Annotated in this window: 24 protein-coding genes; 14 read left to right on the top strand and 10 right to left on the bottom strand. The window is 70.6% G+C overall.

Going from position 1 to position 22720, the window contains the following annotated elements; all coding sequences use genetic code 11:
- Window positions 1-87: 87 nt before the first annotated feature.
- Entirely contained in the window at window positions 88-864 is a 777-nt protein-coding gene (locus EDD27_RS16265) for a hypothetical protein (protein ID WP_127933192.1), read from the top strand.
- Between the two features lie 215 nt (window positions 865-1079).
- Here EDD27_RS16265 and EDD27_RS16260 read toward each other — a convergent pair whose 3' ends face one another.
- Window positions 1080-1499, bottom strand: coding sequence for a MerR family transcriptional regulator (locus tag EDD27_RS16260; protein WP_127933191.1), 420 nt, complete (start codon window positions 1497-1499; stop codon window positions 1080-1082).
- A 59-nt stretch (window positions 1500-1558) separates the two neighbouring features.
- Between EDD27_RS16260 and EDD27_RS16255 the strand changes: the two genes are divergently transcribed.
- Window positions 1559-2266 (top strand): SDR family oxidoreductase, encoded by a 708-nt coding sequence (locus EDD27_RS16255; RefSeq protein ID WP_127933190.1) that lies wholly within the window; start codon window positions 1559-1561, stop codon window positions 2264-2266.
- A gap of 477 nt (window positions 2267-2743) precedes the next feature.
- Here the strand turns inward: EDD27_RS16255 and EDD27_RS54220 are convergent, their stop codons facing one another.
- The gene (locus tag EDD27_RS54220; protein WP_164903633.1) at window positions 2744-2899 is read right to left on the bottom strand and encodes a hypothetical protein; all 156 of its coding nucleotides are present in this window, start codon (window positions 2897-2899) and stop codon (window positions 2744-2746) included.
- Window positions 2896-3960, bottom strand: a complete 1065-nt coding sequence (locus tag EDD27_RS16250) for an SMI1/KNR4 family protein (protein ID WP_127933189.1) — start codon at window positions 3958-3960, stop codon at window positions 2896-2898. Before EDD27_RS16250 ends, EDD27_RS54220 begins: the two co-directional genes overlap by 4 nt.
- A 257-nt stretch (window positions 3961-4217) precedes the next feature.
- Here EDD27_RS16250 and EDD27_RS16245 point away from each other — a divergent pair, with 257 nt between their 5' ends.
- The 3 genes from EDD27_RS16245 (at window position 4218) to EDD27_RS16235 (ending at window position 7052) form a co-directional block, all read left to right on the top strand.
- Entirely contained in the window at window positions 4218-4919 is a 702-nt protein-coding gene (locus tag EDD27_RS16245; RefSeq protein WP_127933188.1) for an SDR family oxidoreductase, read from the top strand.
- Window positions 4920-4949: 30 nt separating this feature from the next.
- Window positions 4950-5984: an alpha/beta fold hydrolase gene (locus EDD27_RS16240; RefSeq protein WP_127933187.1), complete on the top strand. Its 1035-nt coding sequence runs from the start codon at window positions 4950-4952 to the stop codon at window positions 5982-5984.
- 87 nt (window positions 5985-6071) lie between these two features.
- Window positions 6072-7052: an NAD(P)H-binding protein gene (locus EDD27_RS16235; RefSeq protein ID WP_206641437.1), complete on the top strand. Its 981-nt coding sequence runs from the start codon at window positions 6072-6074 to the stop codon at window positions 7050-7052.
- Window positions 7053-7176: 124 nt separating this feature from the next.
- Here the strand turns inward: EDD27_RS16235 and EDD27_RS16230 are convergent, their stop codons facing one another.
- Together EDD27_RS16230 and EDD27_RS16220 are read right to left on the bottom strand one after the other, a co-directional pair.
- Window positions 7177-8448: an aldehyde dehydrogenase family protein gene (locus EDD27_RS16230; RefSeq protein ID WP_241564067.1), complete on the bottom strand. Its 1272-nt coding sequence runs from the start codon at window positions 8446-8448 to the stop codon at window positions 7177-7179.
- A 543-nt stretch (window positions 8449-8991) separates the two neighbouring features.
- The gene (locus EDD27_RS16220) at window positions 8992-9948 is read right to left on the bottom strand and encodes an NAD(P)H-dependent flavin oxidoreductase (protein WP_127933185.1); all 957 of its coding nucleotides are present in this window, start codon (window positions 9946-9948) and stop codon (window positions 8992-8994) included.
- 161 nt (window positions 9949-10109) lie between these two features.
- Here EDD27_RS16220 and EDD27_RS16215 point away from each other — a divergent pair, with 161 nt between their 5' ends.
- Entirely contained in the window at window positions 10110-10697 is a 588-nt protein-coding gene (locus EDD27_RS16215; protein ID WP_164903632.1) for a TetR/AcrR family transcriptional regulator, read from the top strand.
- Window positions 10698-10719: 22 nt separating this feature from the next.
- The gene (locus EDD27_RS16210) at window positions 10720-11931 is read left to right on the top strand and encodes a cytochrome P450 (RefSeq protein WP_127933183.1); all 1212 of its coding nucleotides are present in this window, start codon (window positions 10720-10722) and stop codon (window positions 11929-11931) included.
- On the opposite strand, the gene EDD27_RS16205 is transcribed toward EDD27_RS16210, so the two are convergent.
- Complete coding sequence (locus tag EDD27_RS16205; protein WP_127933182.1) at window positions 11915-12784, bottom strand: helix-turn-helix domain-containing protein; 870 nt, start codon at window positions 12782-12784, stop codon at window positions 11915-11917. The genes EDD27_RS16210 and EDD27_RS16205 overlap by 17 nt on opposite strands.
- 175 nt (window positions 12785-12959) lie before the next feature.
- Here EDD27_RS16205 and EDD27_RS16200 point away from each other — a divergent pair, with 175 nt between their 5' ends.
- Complete coding sequence (locus tag EDD27_RS16200) at window positions 12960-13724, top strand: SDR family oxidoreductase (protein ID WP_127933181.1); 765 nt, start codon at window positions 12960-12962, stop codon at window positions 13722-13724.
- A 56-nt stretch (window positions 13725-13780) separates the two neighbouring features.
- Window positions 13781-14662: a class I SAM-dependent methyltransferase gene (locus tag EDD27_RS16195; protein WP_127933180.1), complete on the top strand. Its 882-nt coding sequence runs from the start codon at window positions 13781-13783 to the stop codon at window positions 14660-14662.
- On the opposite strand, the gene EDD27_RS16190 is transcribed toward EDD27_RS16195, so the two are convergent.
- The 3 genes from EDD27_RS16190 to EDD27_RS16180 form a co-directional block, all read right to left on the bottom strand.
- The gene (locus EDD27_RS16190) at window positions 14651-15526 is read right to left on the bottom strand and encodes a haloalkane dehalogenase (RefSeq protein WP_277750833.1); all 876 of its coding nucleotides are present in this window, start codon (window positions 15524-15526) and stop codon (window positions 14651-14653) included. The two genes, EDD27_RS16195 and EDD27_RS16190, sit on opposite strands and share 12 nt — an antisense overlap.
- Window positions 15523-15873 carry a pyridoxamine 5'-phosphate oxidase family protein gene (locus EDD27_RS16185; RefSeq protein WP_277750716.1) on the bottom strand — a complete coding sequence of 117 codons (351 nt, stop codon included), beginning with the start codon at window positions 15871-15873 and terminating at the stop codon, window positions 15523-15525. Before EDD27_RS16185 ends, EDD27_RS16190 begins: the two co-directional genes overlap by 4 nt.
- A gap of 89 nt (window positions 15874-15962) precedes the next feature.
- Window positions 15963-16778, bottom strand: coding sequence for an NAD(P)H-binding protein (locus EDD27_RS16180; protein WP_127933177.1), 816 nt, complete (start codon window positions 16776-16778; stop codon window positions 15963-15965).
- Between the two features lie 85 nt (window positions 16779-16863).
- Here EDD27_RS16180 and EDD27_RS16175 point away from each other — a divergent pair, with 85 nt between their 5' ends.
- Window positions 16864-17430, top strand: coding sequence for a TetR/AcrR family transcriptional regulator (locus EDD27_RS16175; RefSeq protein WP_127933176.1), 567 nt, complete (start codon window positions 16864-16866; stop codon window positions 17428-17430).
- A 110-nt stretch (window positions 17431-17540) separates the two neighbouring features.
- On the top strand, window positions 17541-18461 hold the full coding sequence (locus EDD27_RS16170; RefSeq protein ID WP_127933175.1) for a TauD/TfdA family dioxygenase: 921 nt from the start codon (window positions 17541-17543) through the stop codon (window positions 18459-18461).
- A 219-nt stretch (window positions 18462-18680) separates the two neighbouring features.
- On the opposite strand, the gene EDD27_RS16165 is transcribed toward EDD27_RS16170, so the two are convergent.
- A complete protein-coding gene (locus EDD27_RS16165) occupies window positions 18681-19598 on the bottom strand; it encodes a LysR family transcriptional regulator (RefSeq protein ID WP_127933174.1) in 918 nt (305 codons plus the stop codon).
- A gap of 113 nt (window positions 19599-19711) precedes the next feature.
- On the opposite strand from EDD27_RS16165, the gene EDD27_RS16160 reads away from it, so the two are divergent.
- The 3 genes from EDD27_RS16160 (at window position 19712) to EDD27_RS16150 (ending at window position 22708) form a co-directional block, all read left to right on the top strand.
- Window positions 19712-20605 carry an MBL fold metallo-hydrolase gene (locus tag EDD27_RS16160; RefSeq protein WP_127933173.1) on the top strand — a complete coding sequence of 298 codons (894 nt, stop codon included), beginning with the start codon at window positions 19712-19714 and terminating at the stop codon, window positions 20603-20605.
- A 256-nt stretch (window positions 20606-20861) separates the two neighbouring features.
- The gene (locus tag EDD27_RS16155) at window positions 20862-22055 is read left to right on the top strand and encodes a sensor histidine kinase (protein ID WP_241564066.1); all 1194 of its coding nucleotides are present in this window, start codon (window positions 20862-20864) and stop codon (window positions 22053-22055) included.
- Window positions 22052-22708, top strand: coding sequence for a response regulator (locus EDD27_RS16150; protein ID WP_127933172.1), 657 nt, complete (start codon window positions 22052-22054; stop codon window positions 22706-22708). The genes EDD27_RS16155 and EDD27_RS16150 overlap by 4 nt, the downstream gene beginning before the upstream one ends.
- The last annotated feature ends 12 nt before the right edge of the window (window positions 22709-22720 follow it).

The following is a 22720-nucleotide window of genomic DNA, read 5'->3' as shown; positions in this document are numbered from 1 at the left end:
CCGGGAGTCCGCGCCCAGCTGGGGATCACCCTGGAGGCAAGTCAGCCCAAGCCCGAAATGTGATCATTTCTTGGGATGATCACCGCCATGACGAAATCGATGACGGTGCTTACGGCCACCGTTTGCGGCGCCCTGCTGATGACCGCCACCCCCACCCAGGCGGCGCCGAACGACCCGGTCCGCGCGCTGAAGGCCCAACTGGTGGCGGGTCACGGCGTCCGTTTCGCCGACACCACCAACACGGTGGCCGACGACGGCGAAGAGCTGCTCATGCGGCGCAAGGGAACCTTTCAGTTCAGCAAGAAGGGCATGGCCGCCGCCGACATCACGGCCAAGATGTCCGGACCCCTGGGCGCGGTCTCAGGCATGGACACCCCCGAGCGCGCGATCGCGATCGGAAAGGTCACCTACCTCTCCGGCGGCATGTGGAAGGAGAAGATGCCGGCGGGCAAGAGTTGGTACAAGTCGGACGGCTTCTCCAGCGGCGCCTCGGGATACTTCGGACAGCCGATCAATCCCGTCGAGCCCGCGACGCTGGCCGCGCTGATCAAGAAAGCCAAGAAGGTCAAGAACGCCTACACCGGCAAGATCACCTTTAAGGAGCTCGACAAGGTGTCGCCGTGGTTCCGCGCGTCGATCCCCCTCCGGTACCACAACGACACCCAGGTCTCCTACACGCTCACGGTCGGCGCCTCGGGGCTCGTCACCAGGGTGACGAGCTCTTACGCGGCGACCGGCGTCTTCGACAACGACGCCTGGGAGGGCAAGACGTTCGCCGTCGAGACCCGCTTCACGGGCTGGGGGAGCAAGGTCTCCATCAAAGCGCCGGATGCCGGAAAGGTGACCACCAAGCTCGAAGAATGAGCGGTGAGTTCTTCTCCTTCAGGAAGCAGCAGATCATTCCCGTGGTGACGTCTCGTACGTGCGGCCGTCACGATGGCCGCCCTTGGCCGTCGTCCGCGGCTATCTCGGGTTGTCGAGCGAACTAGCTGGTCAGCCGCTTGAAGGCGGTCACCACGGGGCGGTGCGCGGCGCGGCCGTCCTCGGCGTAGCCGATGGCGTCTGGGATCGAGCCCGACCTAGCCGTCGCGATCACGGCCCGCGAAGTGGCTCGCCTGCGCGAAGACGTCCCGGTCCGCGATCCACGTGCAACCGCTGTCTGGGCTTCCGGAGAAGGCGATGACCGCGTCGAGGCGGTCACGGGTACGGGTCAACGCGGCGATCTGGGCGTCGATGCGATCGCGCTCGGCGGCCAGCCGGGCCCGTGACTCCGGAGTGCTGACCTTGGCCTCGACGCAGGGCAGCAGCTCGGCGATGGTCCGGCTGGACAGCCCGGCCGCGTAGAGCATCTGGATCAGCTGAACCCGGTCGACCGCCGATTCGGGATAGTGGCGCTGCCCGGAGTCGCTCCGGTTCGCCTCCAGCAGTCCCTGCTCCTCGTAGTAGCGCAAGGCCCGCACGCTGACGCCCGACCGCGCCGCCAATTCGCCGATACGCACCGTGACCTCCATCACAAGACTTGCCTCTGACGTCAACGTCAGGTTTTAGCCTATCCGGCATGCAGATCAACGGAGCTCACGTGCTGGTCACCGGCGCCAACCGCGGCCTGGGCCGGCAGTTTGTCCTTTCCCTTCTTGATCGCGGTGCCGGCAGGGTGTACGCCACCGCCCGCCGCCCCGATCTCATCGACGTGCCCGGGGTCGTCCCGCTGCCCCTCGACATCACCGATCCGGCATCGATCGCCGCCGCCGCGGCAGCGGCACCTGATGTCAAGATTGTCATCAACAATGCGGGAATCTCGACCGGGGCGAATCTGGTCACCGGGGACCTGGACACGATTCGCCGCGAGATGGACACCCACTTCTACGGCACCCTCAACGTGATCCGTGCCTTTGCGCCCCAGGTGGACGACGGCGCGATCCTCAACGTACTGTCGGCGATCTCGTGGCTCGCCTACGACGGCGCGGGCGCCTACCACGCGGCCAAGGCCGCCGAGTGGGCGCTCACCAACAACGTCCGCCTGGAGCTGGCCCACCAGCGCACCCTGGTGACGGGCCTCCACCTGGGCGCTGCGGACACCGACATGATGGCCTGGTACAACGGCGACAAGACCGCCCCCGAGGTGATCGTCGCGGCGGCCCTGGATGGCATCGAGGCGCACCGGCCCGAGGTGCTCGCCGACGCCTGGAGCCGCCAGGTGAAGGCATGGCTGGCGGAGGACCCGAGCGTCATCTACCGGGAAGCGGCGGCCGCCCTCACCACCTGACCTGCTGATCCTGAAAATCACGGCACCCGCGGCCGTGACTTCAGGCCGCGCCCCGTACGTTGAGCCACACTCGCCGGCAGGGTGGTACAGCGTGACCAGAACGATGCAGCCGCTGACGTAGCCGCATCGTTGCCGGCGAAGGCCGGCCCGATGACGAGTCTCATCCCTTCTGGAGATCGGCCCATTCAGCAGGCCACCGGCCAGGGCCGGACGGCTCAGGTCGCCTCGCCCTCCTCGTCTTCGCCGTCCATGCAAGACGAATGACGAGGACGATAGATCTTCACCGTTTTCAGCGGAATGGAGACGCTTCGCCAACACGGAACAATTGAGCTGGGTTTTCTGGTGAGGCGTGGGGGATCGCGAGTGTTGATCTTATCTGGGGTTGTTGATCCCGAGCCGCCCCGCGGCGAACGGCAGGCCCGCCGCGGTGGTGGCTTGGTCGTTCTGCCGCAGTCCGGCGCCGCCGCCTACGGAGGCTCAGGGGCCGAGATCGAGCACGTCCCACTGCACTTCGCCGGCGACCGCCCTGGGCTTCCAGTAGCCGATGGATGTGCCGTTCTCCATGGCGTCGGCGGTGGCCTTCAGCAGGGCGTGGAACGAACGGATACGGACTGCGCCGGGCCTGAAGCTCATGCTGCCCTCGTGGTCGGTCGTGCCGACGTCACGCTGCACCGAATCGACCACGAGATGGTCTCCCATGCCGTCGGCGCCGACGGCCAGCATGCGCCCGTCCCACCATTGCGTGCGCGCGTCCGCGTCGCCCCCGTCCCCCTCGTTCTCACCGTCGATCTCGCACAGGCCCCGCCAGTCGTCGAGGATCTCCGCGACGCTCGCGTTCGAGTGGCCCAGGAACCCGAAGGCCAGGTGTCGTCGAGGTAGATGGAGCCGTCGTGCCGCAGCAGCGACGCGCGCAGGTCGTCGGGGAAGCGCAGGCCCATGTCAGCCTCCGCCGCCGCGATGTCCGCCGCCTTTCCCGGCTTGCCGAGCGTGCGGTGGCTCCGGGGGGCATGCCTCTTCAGCCATGACTCGATCCGCCGCCATTGCCGGTTGACGGCCCGGGTCACCTTCGCGTCGATCTTGCGTACGCGCGGGGTGGCCTCCTTGGGCAGGCAGTCTTCGTCGACGTTGTCCACGGGAGGCGGCGCGACCGGCTCCTGCGCGGACGGGTCGTCGCTGTGGACGTAAGGGAACAGGCAGGTGGCCTGGCTCTCTGCGAGCGTGGGGTCGCCGCACACCTCGTCCGTGATCAAGCGCGGCTGCGTGACGGCCTCGCCGGCGTTCTGCGTCGCCGAGGTCTTGGAGAAGACCGCGGACTCGAGCACCTGGGTGCAGGAGGCCAGCAGGACGAGCGCGCATCCGGCCACGCCCCAGCGGGTCAGGCGGCGGCGGGCCGCTTCACTCAAGGGCTTCCGTGGCGCGCGGGCCCTGGCCGGGAGACGGTCCAGGATGGAGGGTTCGGCGGCGAAGCGCTTCAGGTCGCCTGCCGTGGGAGTGCCGAGGACCGGTACGGCGGCAGGCTGTTCGGGAACGGGAGCGCCGGCGCGGATGGCGGGCGCCGGCTCGTCCTGGTGCTGCGCCGGGCGCCCTCGCGGGGCGGCGAGACGACGGGACCGCCTCATCGTCAACACCGCCGCCGCCGCGAGGGCCGCCGCGAGCGCGAGCCACGCCGTCCGAGGAGTCATTAATCGCCGCACGCCCGGCAGGGTATCCGGTATCGATCACCGACGAAATCGAGGGCGGCGGCAGGGGGAAGCCTCATTCCACGACCTCACGGGCTCGTCTGGAGGAGTTGCGGGGACGGCCGCACATCCTGGCCGAGTCGAAGGCCGATCCCGGGCCGCTGGGGCTGGCCACGCTGCCGGCGGAGATCGGGAAGCTGACGCAATTTGCATGATGAAACCGATCGGTTTACGGTGGAGGAAACCGATCGGTTTTCATTGTGGAGGCAGTCATGACAGCAATCAAGGGCGCCAACGTCTTCGTCACCGGAGGCGGCCGCGGCATCGGCAAGGTGCTGGTCGAGGAGCTCTACGCGCGCGGCGCCGGCAAGGTCTACGCCACGGCCCGCGAGCCGCACACGGTGACGCACCCCGATGCCGTTGCGCTGGCGCTCGAGGTCACCGACCCGGCATCCGTGGCGGCCGCCGCCGAGCAGGCCCAGGACGTCACCATCCTGATCAACAACGCCGGCGCCTCGGTCCGCGCCTCGTACCTCGACTCCCCGATGGAGGACGTGCGCCGGGACCTGGAGACCAACTTCTACGGGCCGCTGCTGGTCACCCGGGCTTTCGCGCCGATCATCGAGCGCAACGGCGGGGGCCATATCCTCAACGTCCACTCCGCGCTGTCCTGGCTGGCCGACGGCACGCCCTACAGCGCCTCCAAGGCCGCCCTGTGGTCGCAGACCAATTCTTTGCGCCTGGAGTTGCAGCCGCGCGGCATCGCGGTGACCGGGCTCCACGTGGCCTACGTGGACACCGATATGACGTCGGGTATCGACGCACCCAAGGCCGACCCCCGCGACGTCGCCGTGGCCGCGCTCGACGGCATCGAGGCGGGGGAACACGAGGTGCTGGCCGACGACACCACGCGCTGGGTCAAGTCGCAGCTGTCCGCCGACCTGGAAGCCATGTACGCCCAGCTGAAGAAGTAGCACGCACTCACAGATCTCAAGGGGACCCTTGTGGAAAGTTCGCTCACCCACCGCTTCGTCGACGTGAACGGGGTCAGGCTGCACATCGCCGAGCAGGGGCAGGGGCCGCTGGTCCTGCTGCTGCACGGCTGGCCGGAGAGCTGGTACTCCTGGCGTCACCAGTTCGGAGCGCTGGCGGCGGCCGGGTACCGGGTCGTTGCCCCTGACCAGCGCGGCTACGCCCGTAGCGAGCAGCCGCCGGACGTCACGTCCTACACCCTGCTCCACCTCGTCGGCGACGTGATCGCCCTCATCGAGGAACTGGGGGAGGAGCAGGCGGTCGTCGTGGGTCACGACTGGGGTGCACCCGTTGCCTGGACCGCGGCGATGCTGCGCCCGGACAAGGTCCGCGCGGTGGCCGGGCTCAGTATTCCGCCGATCCTGCCCGGCGGGATGGTCCCGCCCTCGATCACCCGCACCCAGTACGGCGAGGGCTTCTACCAGGTGTACTTCCAGCAGCCGGGAGTCGCCGACGCGGAGTTCGCCAAGGACATCCCGGACTCCTTCCGCCGCCTCCTGGTCGGTGCCTCAGGCGACAACCCGCTCGGCAGGGAGCCCCGCCCGTTGGTCATACCTGACGGTCTGGGCCTCCTGGACACCATGCCGCAGTCGCCCGCTGTCCCGGCCTGGCTGACGGAGGAGGACATCCAGGCGTACGCCGAGGACTTCGCCCTGCACGGCGAGCAGGCCTTCACCGGAGCCTTCAACTGGTACCGGAACATCGAACGCAACAACGAACTGCTCGCGCCTTTCCGGGGGCTCGGGATCGACGTCCCCGCGCTGTACGTGGTGGGAGACCGTGACATGGTCACCTCGTTGCGTGGCCCCGACGGGGGCAGCTCACTGAGCGATCTTCTGCGTGGCGAGGGCGGGCCGGGAAACCCGCTGAGCACTGTCGCGCCTCACCTGCACGGCCCGGTGGTGCTGCCAGGTTGCGGGCACTGGACGCAGCAGGAACGTCCCGCCGAGGTCAACACCGCACTCCTCGACTTCCTCGCCCGCATCGACGGCCCGGCGCCCCGATGACACTACGCGTAACCCCAAGACGGTCGCCCACCACATCCTGGGCCTTCTGAACAGCTGACCCACCCCAACCAGACAGAGGACGCATCGATGCCACAGCGCAATCCCATCCTGATCACCGGCGCCGCCGGCGAAATCGGTGGTGTGAGCCGAACAATGGTCGACATGCTGCTTGAACAAGGGCACCCGGTGCGCGCGTTCGTGCGACAGGACGACGAACGCGCGCACTCGCTCCGCCTGGCAGGGGCCGAGGTCTTCGTCGGTGACCTGCTCAACATCGCCGACGTGACCACCGCGCTGAAGGGCTGCCGCCGCATCTACTTCAGCATGAGTCTGTCGCCGTACTACACCGACGCCGTCAGCCTGATGGCCGCGGCGGCAAGGGCCCAGGGCGACATCGAGGTCTTCGTCAACATCTCCGAGTACGAGCAGTGGTTCATGTCGTTCGAGAAGATGACCGCACCAGAGGAAGAACGGCGTTCGTGGCTCGGCGGACTCGTCACGGACTGGTCGCCGCAGCATCGGGCCCACTGGGTCGCCGAGCAGGTGCTGGACTGGTCGGGCGTCCCGACCGTCAACGTGCGGGCGGCCATCTTCGTCGAGAACCCCATCCTGACCTGGCTGGCGCTGGAGCCGCTGAGCAACGGTGAACTGCGCCTGCCCTTCGGCACCCAGCAGTTCGCGCCCATCGCCGGTTATGACGTGGCGGAGCTGTGCGCGAAAATCCTCGTCGACCCGGTGCCGCACATCTCGAAGTCCTACGAGCTCACCGGTCCGGATCTGAAGGACATGCACGGGTTCGCGGAGGACTACGCGGCCGCCCTGGGACGCCAGGTCACCTACGTTCCCGATGACGTCGAAACCTGGAACAAGCAGTACGTGGACCGCGCCATGGCCGCGTATCCACACATAGCGGAGCACCTGAAGTCCCTGACCCGGCTGGTCGCCGGCGGACGGTACGGCGCCGGTGGCGTCAGCGAACAGCTGGAAACCCTGCTCGGGCGCCCGCCGAAGACCGTGCGGTGGGCTCTGGAGAACCATCCGCGCATCCGGAAGCTGGCGGCTGCATGAGCAGACGCCCAGGCACGGTCCGCCTCCCCGCCGGGGTCGGCGGTCGGCAGCTCGAGATCTTCCCCCGGAGATGCCTCTGTGCCTGTCTCCCAAACTTGATCTTGATTGGGCAACGACGGTCCGGTCAGGATGTGAGCCGTCCGCTCGGCACGATCATGTACTGCCGCAGGTAAAGGTCGCGGAAGCTCACCGGGCCGCGTGGGCCGGGCACGCGGTCGATGTTGATGCCGGTCTCTGGCAACCGCAGCAGTTTGAATCCGTCGAGGAGCCGTGTGGTGGAGTTCCAGAAGACGCCGGAGCCGGTGTAGGCGTCGATGAACTGCGCGGCGGCGGCGGGGTCCTCGGTCGCGATGGCGGCAGCCAGTCCGGATGTCTCTTCGTTGGCGATCTGAGCCGCGTGCAGTGGGCCGTTGGCGGCGTCGACCGTCACGGTGGCCGCACGGTTCGGGTCGAGGGACCACTCATATCCGCGCGGGTGGGTGTGCGGTGGCAGGGAGGCGGTGATGCCGAGGCGGTCCAGGATCTGGAGAATGCCGGGTAGCCGCTCGTCGTAGACGGATCGGTCGATGAGCAGCAGATTGAGCCGGTTGCACACGCCCAGCCGGTCCAGGCTGTCGGTGATCAGTTGGTGCACGGTTTTGTCGTCGGCGGCCGAATCCACGTACAGGACCCCGCCGCCGTCGGCATGGGCGAGGGTACGCACGCCGTGGCGGGCGGCCTCGCGGCTGAGGTCGCGGGTGCTGTCTCCGCTTCCGCGCAGGATGACCAGCGGAATGAGCTCGGGCAGGGACACCAGCGCATACGCCGCCGAGCGGTCTTCGCTAGGGACCAACTGGATGGCGTCCGGGTCGAGGCCGGCCTCACCGAGGGCCGGTGCGATCACCTGGTCCACGATGGCCCGAGACGAGCGGAGTGCGGCCGAACCGGTGCGGAGCACGCCTGCGTTGCGTGACTTGAGGAACTGGGAGGCGATGTCGAGGGTGACGTTCGGGCGTGCCTCGAAGTTCGCGCCGATGACGCCGACCGGCCTGCGGCGTTCCAGCAGGGTGAGGCCGTCCGAGCGCTCTTCGAGGGCCTGGTCGCGAGGCTCGTGCGCCACGTCCGCCAGCGTGCGCAGCTCTGCGGCCATGTCCGCCAGCCGTGGGCCGGTCAGCCGCAGCCGGTCTTGGAGGGCGGGTGACATCCCGGCGGATACGGCTGCGGCGAGGTCTCCTTCGTTGGCGGACGTGAGGGTGTCCCGCGCCGCCCGCAACCGTTCCGCCATGGCGCGCAGCGCGGTGTCGATGGCCGTGTCCGTCGCGTTGTGGAGGGTCGCGCAGCTCTGTTTGGCCCGGATCGCGCAAGCACGCACCGCATCTTCGGTGGAGCGGGTCTGACGGTTGTCGTCGCTGGTCAAAGGCGTCCTTCCGTCGGCCCGGCACAGGGCAAGATTAAGTGGATTGTAGCATCGTTCAACAATTCCCATGGAATGGTCTCTTAACGTGACACATCCCCCAGCTCCGGCCCGCCGGGGCCCCGGACCGCAGCACCCTGCCCATCGCCGGCGATGACCCCGGCGCGAAGGCTCGGGCAGCGGAGCTGATCGACCGGCTCGGCTTCGACACCGTCGACGCCGGAACCCTCGCCCAGAGCTGGCGCTTCGAGCCCGAGGCCGGCGCCTACACCCAGATCTACCTCGCCGACCCCGACGTGCCGGTCGAGCGCATGCTCCAGGCCCCCGCCGCGCCGCTGCCGGCCGACAAGCTGCGTGCCGCGTTGGAAGGCGAGCCAGCGGGTGAAAGTCGCCGAGCGCGCCTTCTGAAGCCCGCACCGATGCCTCCGCCGGAACGCAGCACCCCGCAGCGGCACGGCTCCTGGAAGCTCAACGCTGCGCCCGGTCGCGCTGTCGACGGGCGGCGCGGATCTCCGCGCGAGGACGTGCGGCCCTCCTGACGGCGCTTTACGGGGTGCCGAAGCGGCCCAGCAGTTTGTCGGCGGCGGCGAAGTCGGCGACCACGTCGGCGGCCGTGCGGGTCCGGCCTACCATGCCGACGGCCTGCCCGGCGTAGATGTAGGCGGTGTCGAAGTCACCCGTGCGGCGGGCGGCCTCCAGCTCGGCCGGCGCCGCGTCGTCGGCGGCCAGATCGTCCTCCCGGCCGTGCCAGCGGTCGAAGAAGGGGTTACGCAGGGCGCGGCCGCCGTACTCGGGCGGCCAGGCGAGCCGCTGGGCCACGTCGAAGACCCGGCCGTAGGCGGTGCCGGTCTCGCCGGTGTCCAGGACACGCCGCCGGGCAGGCTCGGACAGGGTCGCCTCGGCGCAGCCGAGGAACGCCGTGCCTGCCCAGGCCCCTTCCGCGCCTGCCGCGAGCACGGCGGCCAGCCCCCGAGCCGTGGCGATGCCGCCCGCGGCCAGCACCGGGACGCCGACCGCGTCCAGCACGCTCTGCAGCAACGGCAGCGTGGCCACGTCGTCGCGGCCATGACCGCCGCCCTCGCCGCCGCGGGCCACGATCACGTCCACGCCGGCCTGCTCGGCCGCGCGCGCCTCGTCCGTGGTGCCCGCCTGGGTCGCGACGGCGATCCCCGCCCGCTTCAGCGGCTCGACGAACCGGGCGTAGTCGCCGTAGCTGACGGAGGCCAAGCTGGGACGGGCGGCGAGCACCGCCTCCAGCTGCCCGGGATCGTCCTGCAGCACCCAGGCCATCAGCCCGATCCCGTACGGCCGGCCGCTGTCGGCGGCGACGGCGGCCTGCTCGGCGATCCATGAGGCCGAGGCCGTGGCGGGCACGCCGAACATGCCCAGCGCGCCCGCCGCGGAGACGGCCGCGGCCAGCCGCCCGTCGCTCACCCCCGCCATCGGGGCGCCGACCAGCGGCACGTCGAGCCGGAATCGCTCGGTCAACCAGGTACGCAGCATCGTCTCCCGCTCCTTCGCACTCCCGTCACGACAATAGGCGTTCCACCACCACGCGTACGTCCCAGGGGCGGGCCTCACGTGGGTTGACCAAGCGCTCGTTCAAGGGATATATAGGGAAGCGGATATATGTTGGCGGGCCGATCGAGCACGTGGAGGCCCAGGTGGGTCGTACTCAGGATCAGCGGCGGGCCGAGACGCGGGCGCGGCTGATCGACGCCGCCGCCGATCTGTTCGCCCGCAAGGGCTTCCACGCCGTTTCCGCCGAGGCGGTGGCCGGCGCCGCCGATCGCACCACAGGCGCGCTGTACGACCACTTCGGCGGCAAGGAAGGGCTGCTGCTGGCCCTGCTGGAGGTGTGGAAGGAGCAGGCCGCGGCCGAATTGCTGGCCGGGTTCGAGGAGGTCAGCGGGCTCGACGAGCGGCTGGCCGCCATGTTCGGCGTGCTCACCCGCGATCGCAGCGCGCCCTGGCTCCTGCTGGAGATGGAGCTGTGGTTGCACGGCGCCCGCGACCCCGCCATCGGCGAGCCCCTGGCCAGGCGGTACGCCGACGTCCGCGCCCGGCTCGCCGAAGGGCTCTCCGACTGGGCCGCGGCGGCCGGCGTGCCGCTGCGCCGCTCGCCGGAGCAGACCGCCGCCGGCGTGCTGGCGATGCTCATCGGCTGCGCCGTGCAGCACCGCCTCGACCCGCCGGCGGTCGAGGCCCGCGCCGTCGTGGAGAACCTACGCGACCTGCTCGGGCTGTCGTAGCAGTCCGGAGAAGGAGGGCCAGATGCAGATCGACCTGCTGGAAGACACCTGGGAACGCGAGGTCCCGCACGAGCAGTTCGCCTACCTGCGGCGACACGCGCCGGTCCACTGGCACGAGGTGCCGGGCGACACCGGGTTCTGGGCCGTCACGAGATACCAGGACGTGAAGGCGATCAGCCGCGACGCGCACACGTGGTCCACCGAGATGGGCACCGCGTTCATCCGTACGCAGACCCCCGAGTTCATCGCCCTGGCGAGCCTGACCCTGCTCAACATGGACCCGCCCAAGCAGACCCGCTACCGGAAGCTGGTCAGCGCCGGTTTCACGCCGAGGATGATCGCCCAGCTCAAGGGGAAGATCCAGCGGCGCGCCGAGAAGATCGCCGACGCCGTGCTGGACAAGGGCGGCGAGGTGGAGTTCGTCGGCGACGTGGCACAGTATCTGCCGCTGCAGATGATCTGCGACCTGGTCGGCGTGCCCGAGCAGGATCACGCCCGGATCTTCGACTGGTCCAACCGCATGGTCGGCTTCCAGGATCCCGACTTCCGCACCACGCCGGAGGACGGCGAGATCGCCTCGGCGGAGGCGTTCGCGTACTGCGACGAGCTCGTCGAGGAGCGGCGCGCGCACCCGCGCGACGACATCCTGACCGCTCTGGTGCAGGCCGAGGTCGACGGCGACCGGCTGACCAGGGAAGAGATCGGCATGTTCTTCGTGATCTTGTTCGTGGCCGGGAACGAGACCACCCGCAACCTCATCGCCCACGCCATGAACGCGCTGATCGCCCATCCCGGCAGCTACCGGGAGCTGGCCGCCGGCATCGACGACGAGGAGTTGTGGCGCACGGCCACCGAGGAGTTCCTGCGCTGGGGCTCCTCGATACACAACTTCCGGCGTACCGCGACCAGGGACACCGAGTTGCACGGACAGCCGATCGCCGCGGGAGAGAAGGTGGTCACCTTCTACGCCTCGGCCAACCACGACGAGGACGTCTTCACCGATCCCCATGTGCTGGACATCCGGCGCAGCCCGAACGACCACGTGACGTTCGGCGGCGGCGGGCCGCACTTCTGCCTGGGCGCCGGCCTGGCCAGGATGCAGATCCGCTGCATGATCAGAGAGCTGCTGCGCCGCTTCCCCGCGGCCGAGCACGCCGGCCCGGTCCGGCGGATGCGCTCGGACTTCATCAACGGCATCAAGCACATGCCGGTGCGCTTCAGCGGCCAGAGCTGAGCGGGCGCGCCGGCTGGGGAGCGGTCCAGTCGGCCAGGAGCCGAAGCGACTCGGCGGTCGGCGAGCCGGGCTCGACGTTGTAGACGCACAAGGTCTGGTCCGGATCGCCGGGCGGCTGGAGCGACTCGTAGGCGAAGACGAGCTCGCCCACGTCCGGGTGTTGGTAGCGCTTCACACCGTGCGTCCGGCGCAGCACCCGGTGGTCGTTCCACCAGGCGGGGAACTCCGGCGAGCGCACCATCAGCTCGCCCACCAGATCGCTCAGCCGGCGATCGTCCGGATAGCGGCCAGCCTCCAGCCGGAGGACGGCCACGGTCTCGGCGGCCACCTGCTCCCAGTCACCCACCCGCTCGCGGGCCTCCGGGTCCAGCAGGTAGTAGCGGGCCATGTTGCGCTGGGGCGCGGGCATGGCCTCGAAGTCGGTGATCACCATGCGGGCCAGCCGGTTGGCGGCCAGCACGTCGGTACGGCGGCCGAGCACGAAGGCGGGCACGTGCTGGAGGGTCTCGAGCATCAGGTGCAGCCCCGGCCGCACACGTTGCGGCGGGGCGGGCGACGCGCGCCGGGCGGGAGCCGGCCGGGCGAGCAGGTCCAGCAGGTGCTCCCGCTCGGTGGCGTCCAGGCGCAGCGCGCGGGCGAGGTTGTCGAGGACCTCGGCTGAGGGGTTGGCGGCGCGGCCCTGCTCCAGCCGCGTGTAGTACTCGACACTGACCCCGGCCAGGCGGGCGACCTCGTCGCGCCGCAGCCCGGGAACCCGCCTGATCCGCCCGTCGGCAGGCAGACCGGCCTCCTCGGGATTCAGTCGGGCGCGACGAGAGCGCAGGAAATCGGAGACCCCGGAACTGCTTGCCATGCCTCCAGTGTGCCCCGGCACTGGATGAACCGGCATCGCCAGGGTGGTCCTGCCGGTACCTGCCTCGACAGGGTCCATTTACGCCCACTCGGGGAGCGCCCCCGGTGATGTGCTGAAGAAGCGGCGGGTGAACCGCCCGCACTCACCGAACTCACTGACGAAAGGCGAGGACACGATGTCCGACGCAATGCTCTCCGGTCGTGTCGCCGTGATCACCGGCGCCTCCAGCGGCATCGGCGAGGCCACGGCCGAGCACCTGGCCGCTCTGGGCGCCAAGGTGGCGGTCCTGGCGCGCCGCGCCGACCGGCTGAACGACCTGGTGGCCCGCATCGAGAAGAACGGCGGCGCCGCCCTGGCCCTGGCCGCCGACGTGACCGACGCGGCCGCTCTCCAGGCCGCCGCGGACCGGGTACGGTCCGAGCTCGGCGTGGCCGACCTGCTGCTCAACAACGCCGGGGTGATGCTGCCCGCGCCGATCGAGGAGCTCGCCACCGACCAGTGGCGGCGCCAGATCGAGCTGAACGTCACCGGCGTGATGAACGCGATCGCCGCGTTCGTCCCGCAGCTGGTCGAGGCCGCGGCGGAGCGGGGCGTGGCCGACCTGGTCAACGTCTCCTCCATCGCCGCCCAGAACATCTTCCCCACCTTCGCCGTCTACTCCGGCACCAAGGCGTACGTCACGCACCTGTCCCGGCACCTGCGTGCCGAGCTCGGCGGGAAGAACGTGCGCGTGTCGGCGATCGAGCCCGGCATCGTCGGCACCGAGCTGCAGGGCCACGTCACCGACCCGGGCGCGCAGGAGTGGCTTGAGGGGGCCAAGCAGTCGATGGAGTGGCTCACGCCGCAGGACGTCGCCCAGACGGTCGGCTTCCTCGCCACGCTGCCGCCGCGGGCCAACCTGCAGCAGGTCACCATCATGCCCACGGGCCAGGCCGCCTGACGTGGCGGAGGAAATTCGCTGGCGCCGGCGTCACGCGCGTCGCTAGCGTGACGCCGGTGATCTACGAGCATCCCCTGGCCTACGTCCTCGGCCTGGAAGGCCTCGCGCTGTTGCGCTCGTTCACCGGCGAGCACGACCGGACGTTCGTCGACGCCCGCCTTGCCGAGATCCGCAAGCTCCTCGACGACGACACGCTGGCCGACGCCGCCGTGGAGGTCGCCCGCGTGGACACGGTGGAGGGCTACCACATCTGGTCGAAGACGTATGACGGTCCCAATTCCGCGTTCGACATCGACGAGCCCTTCATCAGGGAGATCGTCGACGCGCTGCCCGCGGGCGTCGCCCTGGACGCCGCCTGCGGCACCGGACGGCTCGCGGCCTACCTGGCCGGCCGCGGGCACCGGGTCCTCGGTGTGGACAGCTCGCCCGACATGCTGGCCCGGGCCCGCGAACGGGTGCCGCAGGGCGAGTTCCACCTCGGCGACCTGAATCGGCTGCCGCTGCCCGACGACGCCGTGGACCTGGTGGTCTGCTCATTGGCGTTGACGCACGTCCCCGCGCTGGACCCGGTGCTGGCCGAGTTCGCCCGGGTGCTGCGGCCCGGCGGGCAGGTGGTCATCTCGGACATCCATCCCGACGGGGTGGCGCGTGGCGTGATCCCGTCCGTACGCCTGCCGGACGGGCGACCGGCGCGCGTCGCCACCTACCACCACCCGATCGGCGACTACCTCCGTGCCGCGCTGGCGGCGGGCCTGCAGGTGCGCCGCTGCGAGGAACCACCGCTCGAGTCCCATGACGGGCCCGTGCCTGCCGCCGCGCCACTGGGACCGTGGGACGTGTGGCCGTGGGTCCTGTACGACATCGTCCCCGAGGCGGCGCGGGCGGCCATGGCGGGGGAGCCGTCGATGGTCGTCTGGCAGTTCGAGCTAGGCCGCTAGTTTGGCCAGCCAGCTGTCGACGGCCGCCGCGATGGCCAGGGGATGGTCCTCCGGGGTGTGGTGCCCGGCGATCTCCTCGTGCTGAACGATCTCGAGTGCCGCCACGTTCGCCGCGCACCAGGCGAGGGTCTCGTCCGTCCACATCGTGCCAGGACCGGGGCGGAAGCCGATCAGCAGCTTCGGCACCTCCACGCTGGCCGCCAGCCACCGGTCGAACGCCTCGATCCAGGCCACAACGTCGGCCGGCTCCCCGCCCAGCGGCAACGAGCGAGCCCAGCGCAGCACCGGCAGGCGGCTCTCCCTGGTCGGGTACGCCCGCGCGTACGCGGCCACGTCGTGCTCGGCGAGCGGCGTGGCGACCGAGTTGGGCAGCCCCTCCAGGAGGAAGGCGTTGTTGTCGAGGATCATGGACTCGCCCACACCCTCTGTCTTGATCGCCCTGAACAGGTCGCGGCCGCCCTCGGGGAGCTCTTCCCAGCTCATCGGCTTGACGATGGCCTCGGTGAAGGCGATCCCGCGTACCCGATCCGGGTGGCGGGCGGCCCAGTCGAAGGCCAGCGCGCCACCCCAGTCGTGGCCGACCAGCACCACGTCGTCGAGGTCGAGGGCGTCGAACCAGGCGTCCAGATAGCGGGCGTGGTCGGCGAAGGTGTAGTCGATGGCGGGCTTGCCCGACTCGCCCATGCCGATCAGGTCGGGGGCCAGGCGGCGGCCGTGGCCGATGGCGGGCATGACGTTGCGCCACAGGTGGGAGGAGGTCGGGTTGCCGTGCAGGAAGACGATCGGCGCACCGGCGCCGAGCTCGCGGTAGGACATGGTGGAGTCGAGCACGTTCTGGATGGGCATTTTTCCGGTCCTGTTCAGATGTTGAGTGTCATGGTGCGGTCCACCGCGATCTCGACCACGACCCGGCCGGGCGGCGCGGGCGGCGGCGAACCGTAACGTCGGCTGTAGCGGCGGGCGGCCTCTGCCACCCGGCGCGGATCGTCGGACACCGTCGCGGCGCCCTCGAGGGTGACCCAGCGGAACCCGTCGACCTGGCAGAGCGCGGCACGGCCGCCCCGCACCAGGTTGCGGGCCTTGCGGGAGGCGGCGACGGTCAGCACGCGGGCCAGGGCGGCGTCGGCGTCCCAGGTGAAGCGCACGGCCACCACGTGCGGGGAGCCGTCGGGCCGCAGGGTCGTCAGCGTGGCCACGCGAGGCTCGGCCAAGAAGGACTCCGCCGAGCCGGTCGGGCCCTTCACGGCGCGGGATCCGGCGAGACGGTCACGTTTTTCATGGCGTGGACTTCGCGGGGCGGTCAGCGGAAGACCGCGACGTTGCGGGCGGCCCAGTCGGCGAAGTCACCTGGCGCACGTCCCAGGATCCGCTCCACGTCCGGGCTGACCTGCTGCTCGGCGGGGGTCGGCGTGCCCAGGATGGCGAGGGTGCCCTCGACGACCGGCTCCGGCATGAACTGCAGCATCTGCCCGCGCGCCTCCTCCCGGGTCTGCTCCACGAACCGCACCTCCTCGCCCAGCGCCGCCCCGATCGCCGCGGCACGCTCACGCGGGGTGACCGGCCGCGGCCCGGTGAGCGTGTACGTACGGCCCGCGTGCCGGCCCTCGCGCAGCACCACGGCCGCGACCTCGGCGAGGTCGGCCGGGTCGACGGTCGGCAGCGCGACGTCCCCGAACGGCGCGGCAGCCGTACGGTGGGCGCGGATCGGCTCGGCCCAGGCCAGGGCGTTGGAATGGAAACCGCCCGGTCGCAGGATCGTCCATTCCAGCCCGGACCCGCGGACGGCCTCCTCGAAGGCCACGGGGTGGCCGTACACCTCCGGCCGGGTCCCGGCTCCCTGAGACGAGAGCAGGACGACCCGCCGGATCCCGCCCGCCTCGGCGGCCTCCAGGACGGCCTGCGGTTCCTGCCCCGCGACGAGCAGGAACAACGCGTCAGCGCCGTCGAATGCGGCCTTCAAACCGGCCGGGTCACCCAGGTCGGCCGCACTGTGCCGGACCCCGTCAGGAAGCGGCGCGGGTCTCCGGGAGACCGCGGTCACCTGCTCGCCCGCGGCGGCGAGCAGCCGGACCAGCTCGCCACCGACCTTGCCCGTCGCACCCGTGACAGTGATCATGGTTGTACCTCGCAGAGTTAGTTAGTTGACTGACTTAGTTCGAGACCATAGCGGGCGAGCGAGGTGCCTGTCTATAGTGAGTCAGGTGACTAACTCAACGCGGTCGGGGAAGCGCGAACGCCTGGCAGGGGCCGCCGTACGGGTGCTGCACGAGCAGGGAGTCGAGAAGACGACGCTGGCCGACATCGCCCGCGCGGCCGACGTTCCGGTGGGCAACGTCTACTACTACTTCAAGACCAAGGACCAGCTCATCGAGGCCGCCATCGCCGCGCACGGCCGCCGGCTCGAGTCCATGATCGCAGCGCTCGAGCAGCTCCCCGCGCCACAGGACCGCCTCAAGGCCCTGGTGCACGGCTGGATCGAGCAGCGCGACGTCGCCGCCAAGTACGGCTGCCCCACCGGCACCCTCGCCTCCGAGCTCGACAAACGCGACGACGGCCTCGACCGCGCGATCGCCCAGGTCATGGGGGAGCTGATCGACTGGATGGAGCGGCAGTTCGCCGCCATGGGGCGCGACGACGCACGCGAGCTCGCGGTCGCCCTGATGGCCGCGTACCAGGGCATCTCCCTGCTGACCAACACCTTCCGCGACCCCGCCCTCATGGCGACAGAAGGCCGCCGGCTGGAGCGGTGGATCGACTCGCTGGCCTGATTCCGCTGCCAGTGAAGACGTTCCGCCGTGGGCGATGAGGGGGTGCGACGCGTGCCGGTGGACGGCATGGTGAGCCTAAAGAGCACTGGCGGAGAGATGGTGCGTGCACGATGACGGTGACGCAGGTGCTGGGGCCGGGGGAGTGGCTGGGCGCGGAGATCCGCGACAGCGACGCCTGGCGGGTCCGGCTCGACGAGGCACACCGGCGAGAAGTGCTGGAAGCCGTGCGTGCGGTGGAGGCCGGAGAGACACCCCCGGACGACTTTCCGTTGCCGACGCTCGGCCCCGTGCTGGGGCGGGTGCGCGAAGAGCTCGCGAACGGCCGCGGGTTCGTGCTGGTCCAGGGGGTTCCCACCGGCGCCATGACCGAGCGGCAGTGCGAGATCGCCGCGCTCGGGCTCGGGCGCCACGTCGGCGGCGTCGTCCCGCAGGGCCCGGACCAGGCGCCCCTCATGCACGTACGCGACACGGGCGCCGACCCGGCGCAGGCCCGCACCAAGAGCTACCAGCACAGCGGGCGGCTCGGCTACCACAGCGACCCGACCGACGTCGTGGCCCTGCTGTGCCTGCGGCCGGCGAAGTCCGGCGGCCTCAGCGCCATCGTCAGCTCCGTGGCGGTGCACAACGAGCTCGTCCGCACCCGGCCGGACCTGGCGGCGCTGCTCTACGAGCCGTGGTGGCACGACCGGCGCACCGGCGACGGCCCCGACAGCTTCTCCACCAAGCCGATCTGCGTCCCTCGTGACGGCGGCGGGGTGTCCGTCTCGTACGGACCCGACTACCTGCGCTCCGCGCAACGCGGCGCGCACGTGCCACCCTTCACCCCTGCGCAGGAGGAGGCGATGGACCTCCTCGACCGGCTGACCAACGACGCTCGATTCGCGCTCACCATGGACCTGCGGGAGGGCGACATGCAGTTACTCAACAACCATGTCGTCCTGCACAGCCGCACGGCCTACGACGACCATCCGGAGCCGGAGCGGCGCCGCCACCTGCTCCGCCTCTGGCTCGCCACCGACCCACCCCACTGAGCCGCCACCGCAGCCGCGGTGCTTCCCGTACGGGCTTCGCACCAGCACCACCGGCAACGACCCGGCTCCGAGCGGCCGGCAGCGATCGGCCACCAGCGTCACCCCGTCCGGCATCGGCACCCGCAGGTCGCGAGCGACCTCCACGTCGGGCGTCGTGGTCTCCGGCAACCCCAGAAGACGATCGAACAGCCTGCCGACCACTCCCACGCAAACCCTTCCTCACTCCGTGTGATCGCCCAGCACTGCGACAGCCGGGGTGGAGACGCCTGGGGCGGTGCGGGCAGGGCGGTAGACCGTGGCGGCGATGCGTGCGAACGAGTGGATGAGCGGGCCGGGGTGGGCGCCGTTCCAGGCCACCACAAGATCGCTGGACGGCTTGCCGGCCAAGGGAACGGCGGTGAGGCCCTCGGGAGGGGGGTGGGCGAGCGGCATCAGCCCCACGCTGCCGTTCCACAAGACGGCCTGCAGGCACTCGTGGACCGTTCGCACCACCGGACCGTCATGATCACGGCTGGCGGGGCCGCTCCAGAACGCCCGCCATACCGGGTCGGCGCCCTCGGGCAGCCGAAACCATCGGCGGTCGGCGAGATCGTGCAAGGACAGGCTGTCGCGCCCGGCCAATGGATCGTCGGACCGCAGGACCGCCGCAACTGGATCGGAGCGCAGGACATGGGTGACGATGCCGGTGTCGTCGAACGGCGTCCTGGTCAGCGCGACGTCCACGATCCCGGCGCGCAGTCCGGCGGTCGGGTCGGTCAGGTCGGCCTCACGGATGCGGACGGGGATCCCGGGGTGGTGCCGCCGGTAGGCGGCGGCGAGCCGGGTGCCGGCCGGGTCGGCGTTGTCGGCCAGGGTGCCGATGGTGATGGTGGCCGTGCCGGCGGCCGCGACGACCCGCGCCCGTGCCTGGTCGGCCTGCGCCAGCAGGGTGCGGGCCTCGTCGTGGAGGGCGGCTCCCGCCGGGGTCAGCGCCACGCCGGTGGGTGAGCGGCGGAGCAGCTCGCAGCCGAGATCGGTCTCCAGCTGCTTGATGGCCCTGCTCAGCGGCGGCTGTGTCATGTGCAGTCGCGCGGCGGCCCGGCCGAAGTGGAGCTCTTCGGCGACCGCCACGAAATAGCGCAACGTCCGCAAATCCATCAGCGGCAACGATACCGGTCCGGCATCGGGCGTGCGGAATCGGTGTTGGACGCCTGGGGCCGTCACGCGGTGGACTGCGACGTGCTCAATCGTCGTAATTCGCAGGAGTCAGAATGGCGGAACAGACAATGCTCGAGCCGGTCGTGGACCTCGCCGGTCTGCGGGAACTAGCCCGCGACATGGTGGTGATCTCGAACCGGCGCGTGCCTCTGGTGCCGAACATCGGTGTCATCGGCGGGCGACATTCCGTTCTCGTCGTCGAAACGGGAATGGGGCCGCGTAACGCCGAAACCGTGTTGAAGTTCGCGGCCGACTACGCCAAGGGCCGCAAGCTGTATTTGACCACGACGCATTTCCACCCCGAGCACGCGTTCGGCGCCCGGACGTTCGCCGGCGAGGCGACGTACCTGATCAACCGCGACCAGGCGGAGGACCTGCGGCTGAAGGGCCCCGGCTACGTCGGCATGTTCCGGGGGCTCGGCGAACTGGTCGCACGCCAGCTCGAAGGGGTCGAGCTGGGGCAGCCGGACATCGTCTACGACCAGGCGTACGACCTCGACCTGGGCGGCCGGGTGGTCCAGTTGCGGGCCACCGGTCGCGCGCACAGCAAGGGCGACCAAGTGGTCCAGGTGCCGGACGCGGATGTCCTGTTCACCGGGGATCTGGTAGAGGCCGGGCAGTTCGCGATCTTCCCGTGGTTCCCGCCGCACGACACCGACGTCTCGGGCACACGCTGGCTGGCGGTCATGCGGCGGCTCGCCGACGACCGTCCGCGGGTGGTGGTGCCCGGCCACGGTGACGTCGGCGACGCGCAACTGCTGGCCGACGTACGCGACTACCTGCAGCTGCTGCGCGACGAGACGTGGGCGCGCCGTGACTCGGCCATGAGCGAGGAGACGATCGTCGAGGAGATCTCCGCGCTGATGATCGCGCGGCATCCGGAGTGGGCCGGACGGGAGTGGATCGAAAAGGGCGTCGGCTGCCTGTGCGCCGAGCATTGCGCATGATGCGCGCCGCGCCCCCGCGGATGTCAGCCGAGCCGCCCTTGCTCATCAGGGAGAGCTCGTGGTGGTCCTTCTCCGCATGGATCAGCCGACCGTCGAGCATCCCGCCACCGCTATTCGTGACACCCTGCATGCTCTGCCACCGAGATCATCGAGAGTGAGCCAGAGCCCAGAAACTCGTCGCTCAACATTCGCGGCGGCCGAGACCGTACTTTCGGCCGGTTCACCGGGATGAGGCCGGCCTCCTACCCTGATCGGCGTGAACGTCGGGGATCGAGTGGGCAGCCGCGTCCACACGGCGGCGAAGGCAGGGCGCGCCGGTTTCGCGGCAGATGCCGCGCTCGGTGTCGCGTCCGCGACGTTGCTGGCCTTCTGGGCGTACCAGGTCGCCGTTTCCTGGGGCAGCGGTTACTGGCTCTTCGGCTGCATTGCCGGGACGGTGGTGTGCGGGCTGGCCCTGGCGCGCCGGCGCGGCCGGGTGTGGGCAGCGGCCGCGGGCCTGGCCGTCGCGGCGGCCTCCGTGCTGGCCGCCACGTTCGTCGATCTTCCCGCCGAGCCGGGCCCCGCCATGGCCCTGGGCCTGTCCGTGCTGGTCGGGTCGGCGGTCCGAACGCTCCCCGCCGTCGTGGCCTGTGCGATCGCGGCCGGCGGTCTGGCGGTGACCGCCGGAACCCCGCTCACCGCCAACACGCTCGCGTCCGGGCTCCCGTCCGTGACGATGCTGAACGCCGCCGGATGGCTCGCCGGCGTCTCGACCGGCCTGTGCTCGCGGCTGCTGGCCGCCCGCCATCGGACGATCGCCGGCAACGTACGCCGCCAGGAACGACTCCAGCTCGCCAGGGAGCTGCACGACGTGGTCGCCCACCACGTCACCGGCATCGTCCTGCAGGCGCAGGCTGCCCAGGTCCTCGCCCGCAAGCAGCCCGACCGGCTGGACGGCTCGCTGACCGGCATCGAGACCGCCGGCACTGACGCGCTGGCCGCCACGCGCCGCCTCGTCGGCCTGCTCCGTGAGACCGGCGCGCCCACGTCCCCGTCCGAAAGCCTCACCGACCTGGTCCGACGTTTCAACGGTCCCGCCGTGCACCTGCGCCTGCCCGACGGCGACGACGCAGCCGCCTGGCCGCCCGAGGTGACCAGCACCGTCTACCGGGTCGTGCAGGAGTCGCTGACCAACGTCTCCCGTCATGCCCCGCACGCGGGCTCCGTCCGGGTCACCGTCGCGTGCGAGGGCGACGACGGCGTCACGGTGGAGATCGCCGACGACGCGCCGCCGGTCTCCACCAGGCGTCACCGCCGTGGCGGCTACGGGCTGCTCGGCATGCGCGAGCGCGTGGAGGCGCTGGGCGGCACGCTGCACGCCGGACCTCGCTCCGGCGGAGGCTGGGGCGTGCTGGCCACCCTGCCCCTGCCCAGCCGGCGGGAACCGCCCGGTCAGGGGGAACGCCGATGACGATCAGCGTTCTGCTGGCCGACGACCAGGCGATGGTCCGCGCCAGCCTGCGTGTCATCCTCGAGGACCAGCCCGACATCACCGTCGTCGCCGAGGCCGCCGACGGCGACGAGGCCATCGCCCTGGCCCGGCGGCTGCGCCCGGACGTGTGCCTGGTGGACGTCCAGATGCCACGTGTGGACGGCATCGAGGTGACCCGCGCCCTGGCCGGGCCCGGCGTGCCCGCCCCGCTGCGGGTGGTCGTGGTCACCACGTTCGACCTCGACGAGTACGTCTACGGCGCGCTGCGCGGCGGCGCGGTCGGCTTCGTGCTGAAGGACGCGGGCCCGGCGCTGCTCGTCGAGGCCGTGCGGGCGGCGAATGCCGGCGACGCGTTGATCTCTCCGTCGCTCACGCTGCGGCTGCTGCGCCACGTGACGTCGGCCGGCGCCCCAGCCGCGCACCGGCCCGCGCAGCCGCTGTCGGAGCGGGAGATCGAGGTGGTCCGGGCGATCGCCAGGGGCCGCACCAATCGGGAGATCGCCACCGAGTTGTTCATTTCTCTCAGCACGGTCAAGGGTCACGTCTCCGCCATTCAGGCCAAGCTCGGCGTACGCAATCGGGTCGGGATCGCCTCATGGGCGTGGGAGAGCCGTTTGATGGGCGCCACGTAGCTCAGCGCGTTA

Origin of the sequence: Nonomuraea polychroma, from assembly GCF_004011505.1 — a bacterium.
Taxonomy (GTDB): Bacteria; Actinomycetota; Actinomycetes; order Streptosporangiales; family Streptosporangiaceae; genus Nonomuraea; species Nonomuraea polychroma.
Note: the sequence above shows the minus strand (reverse complement) of the source record. Positions and strands in the feature narration are given on the sequence as shown.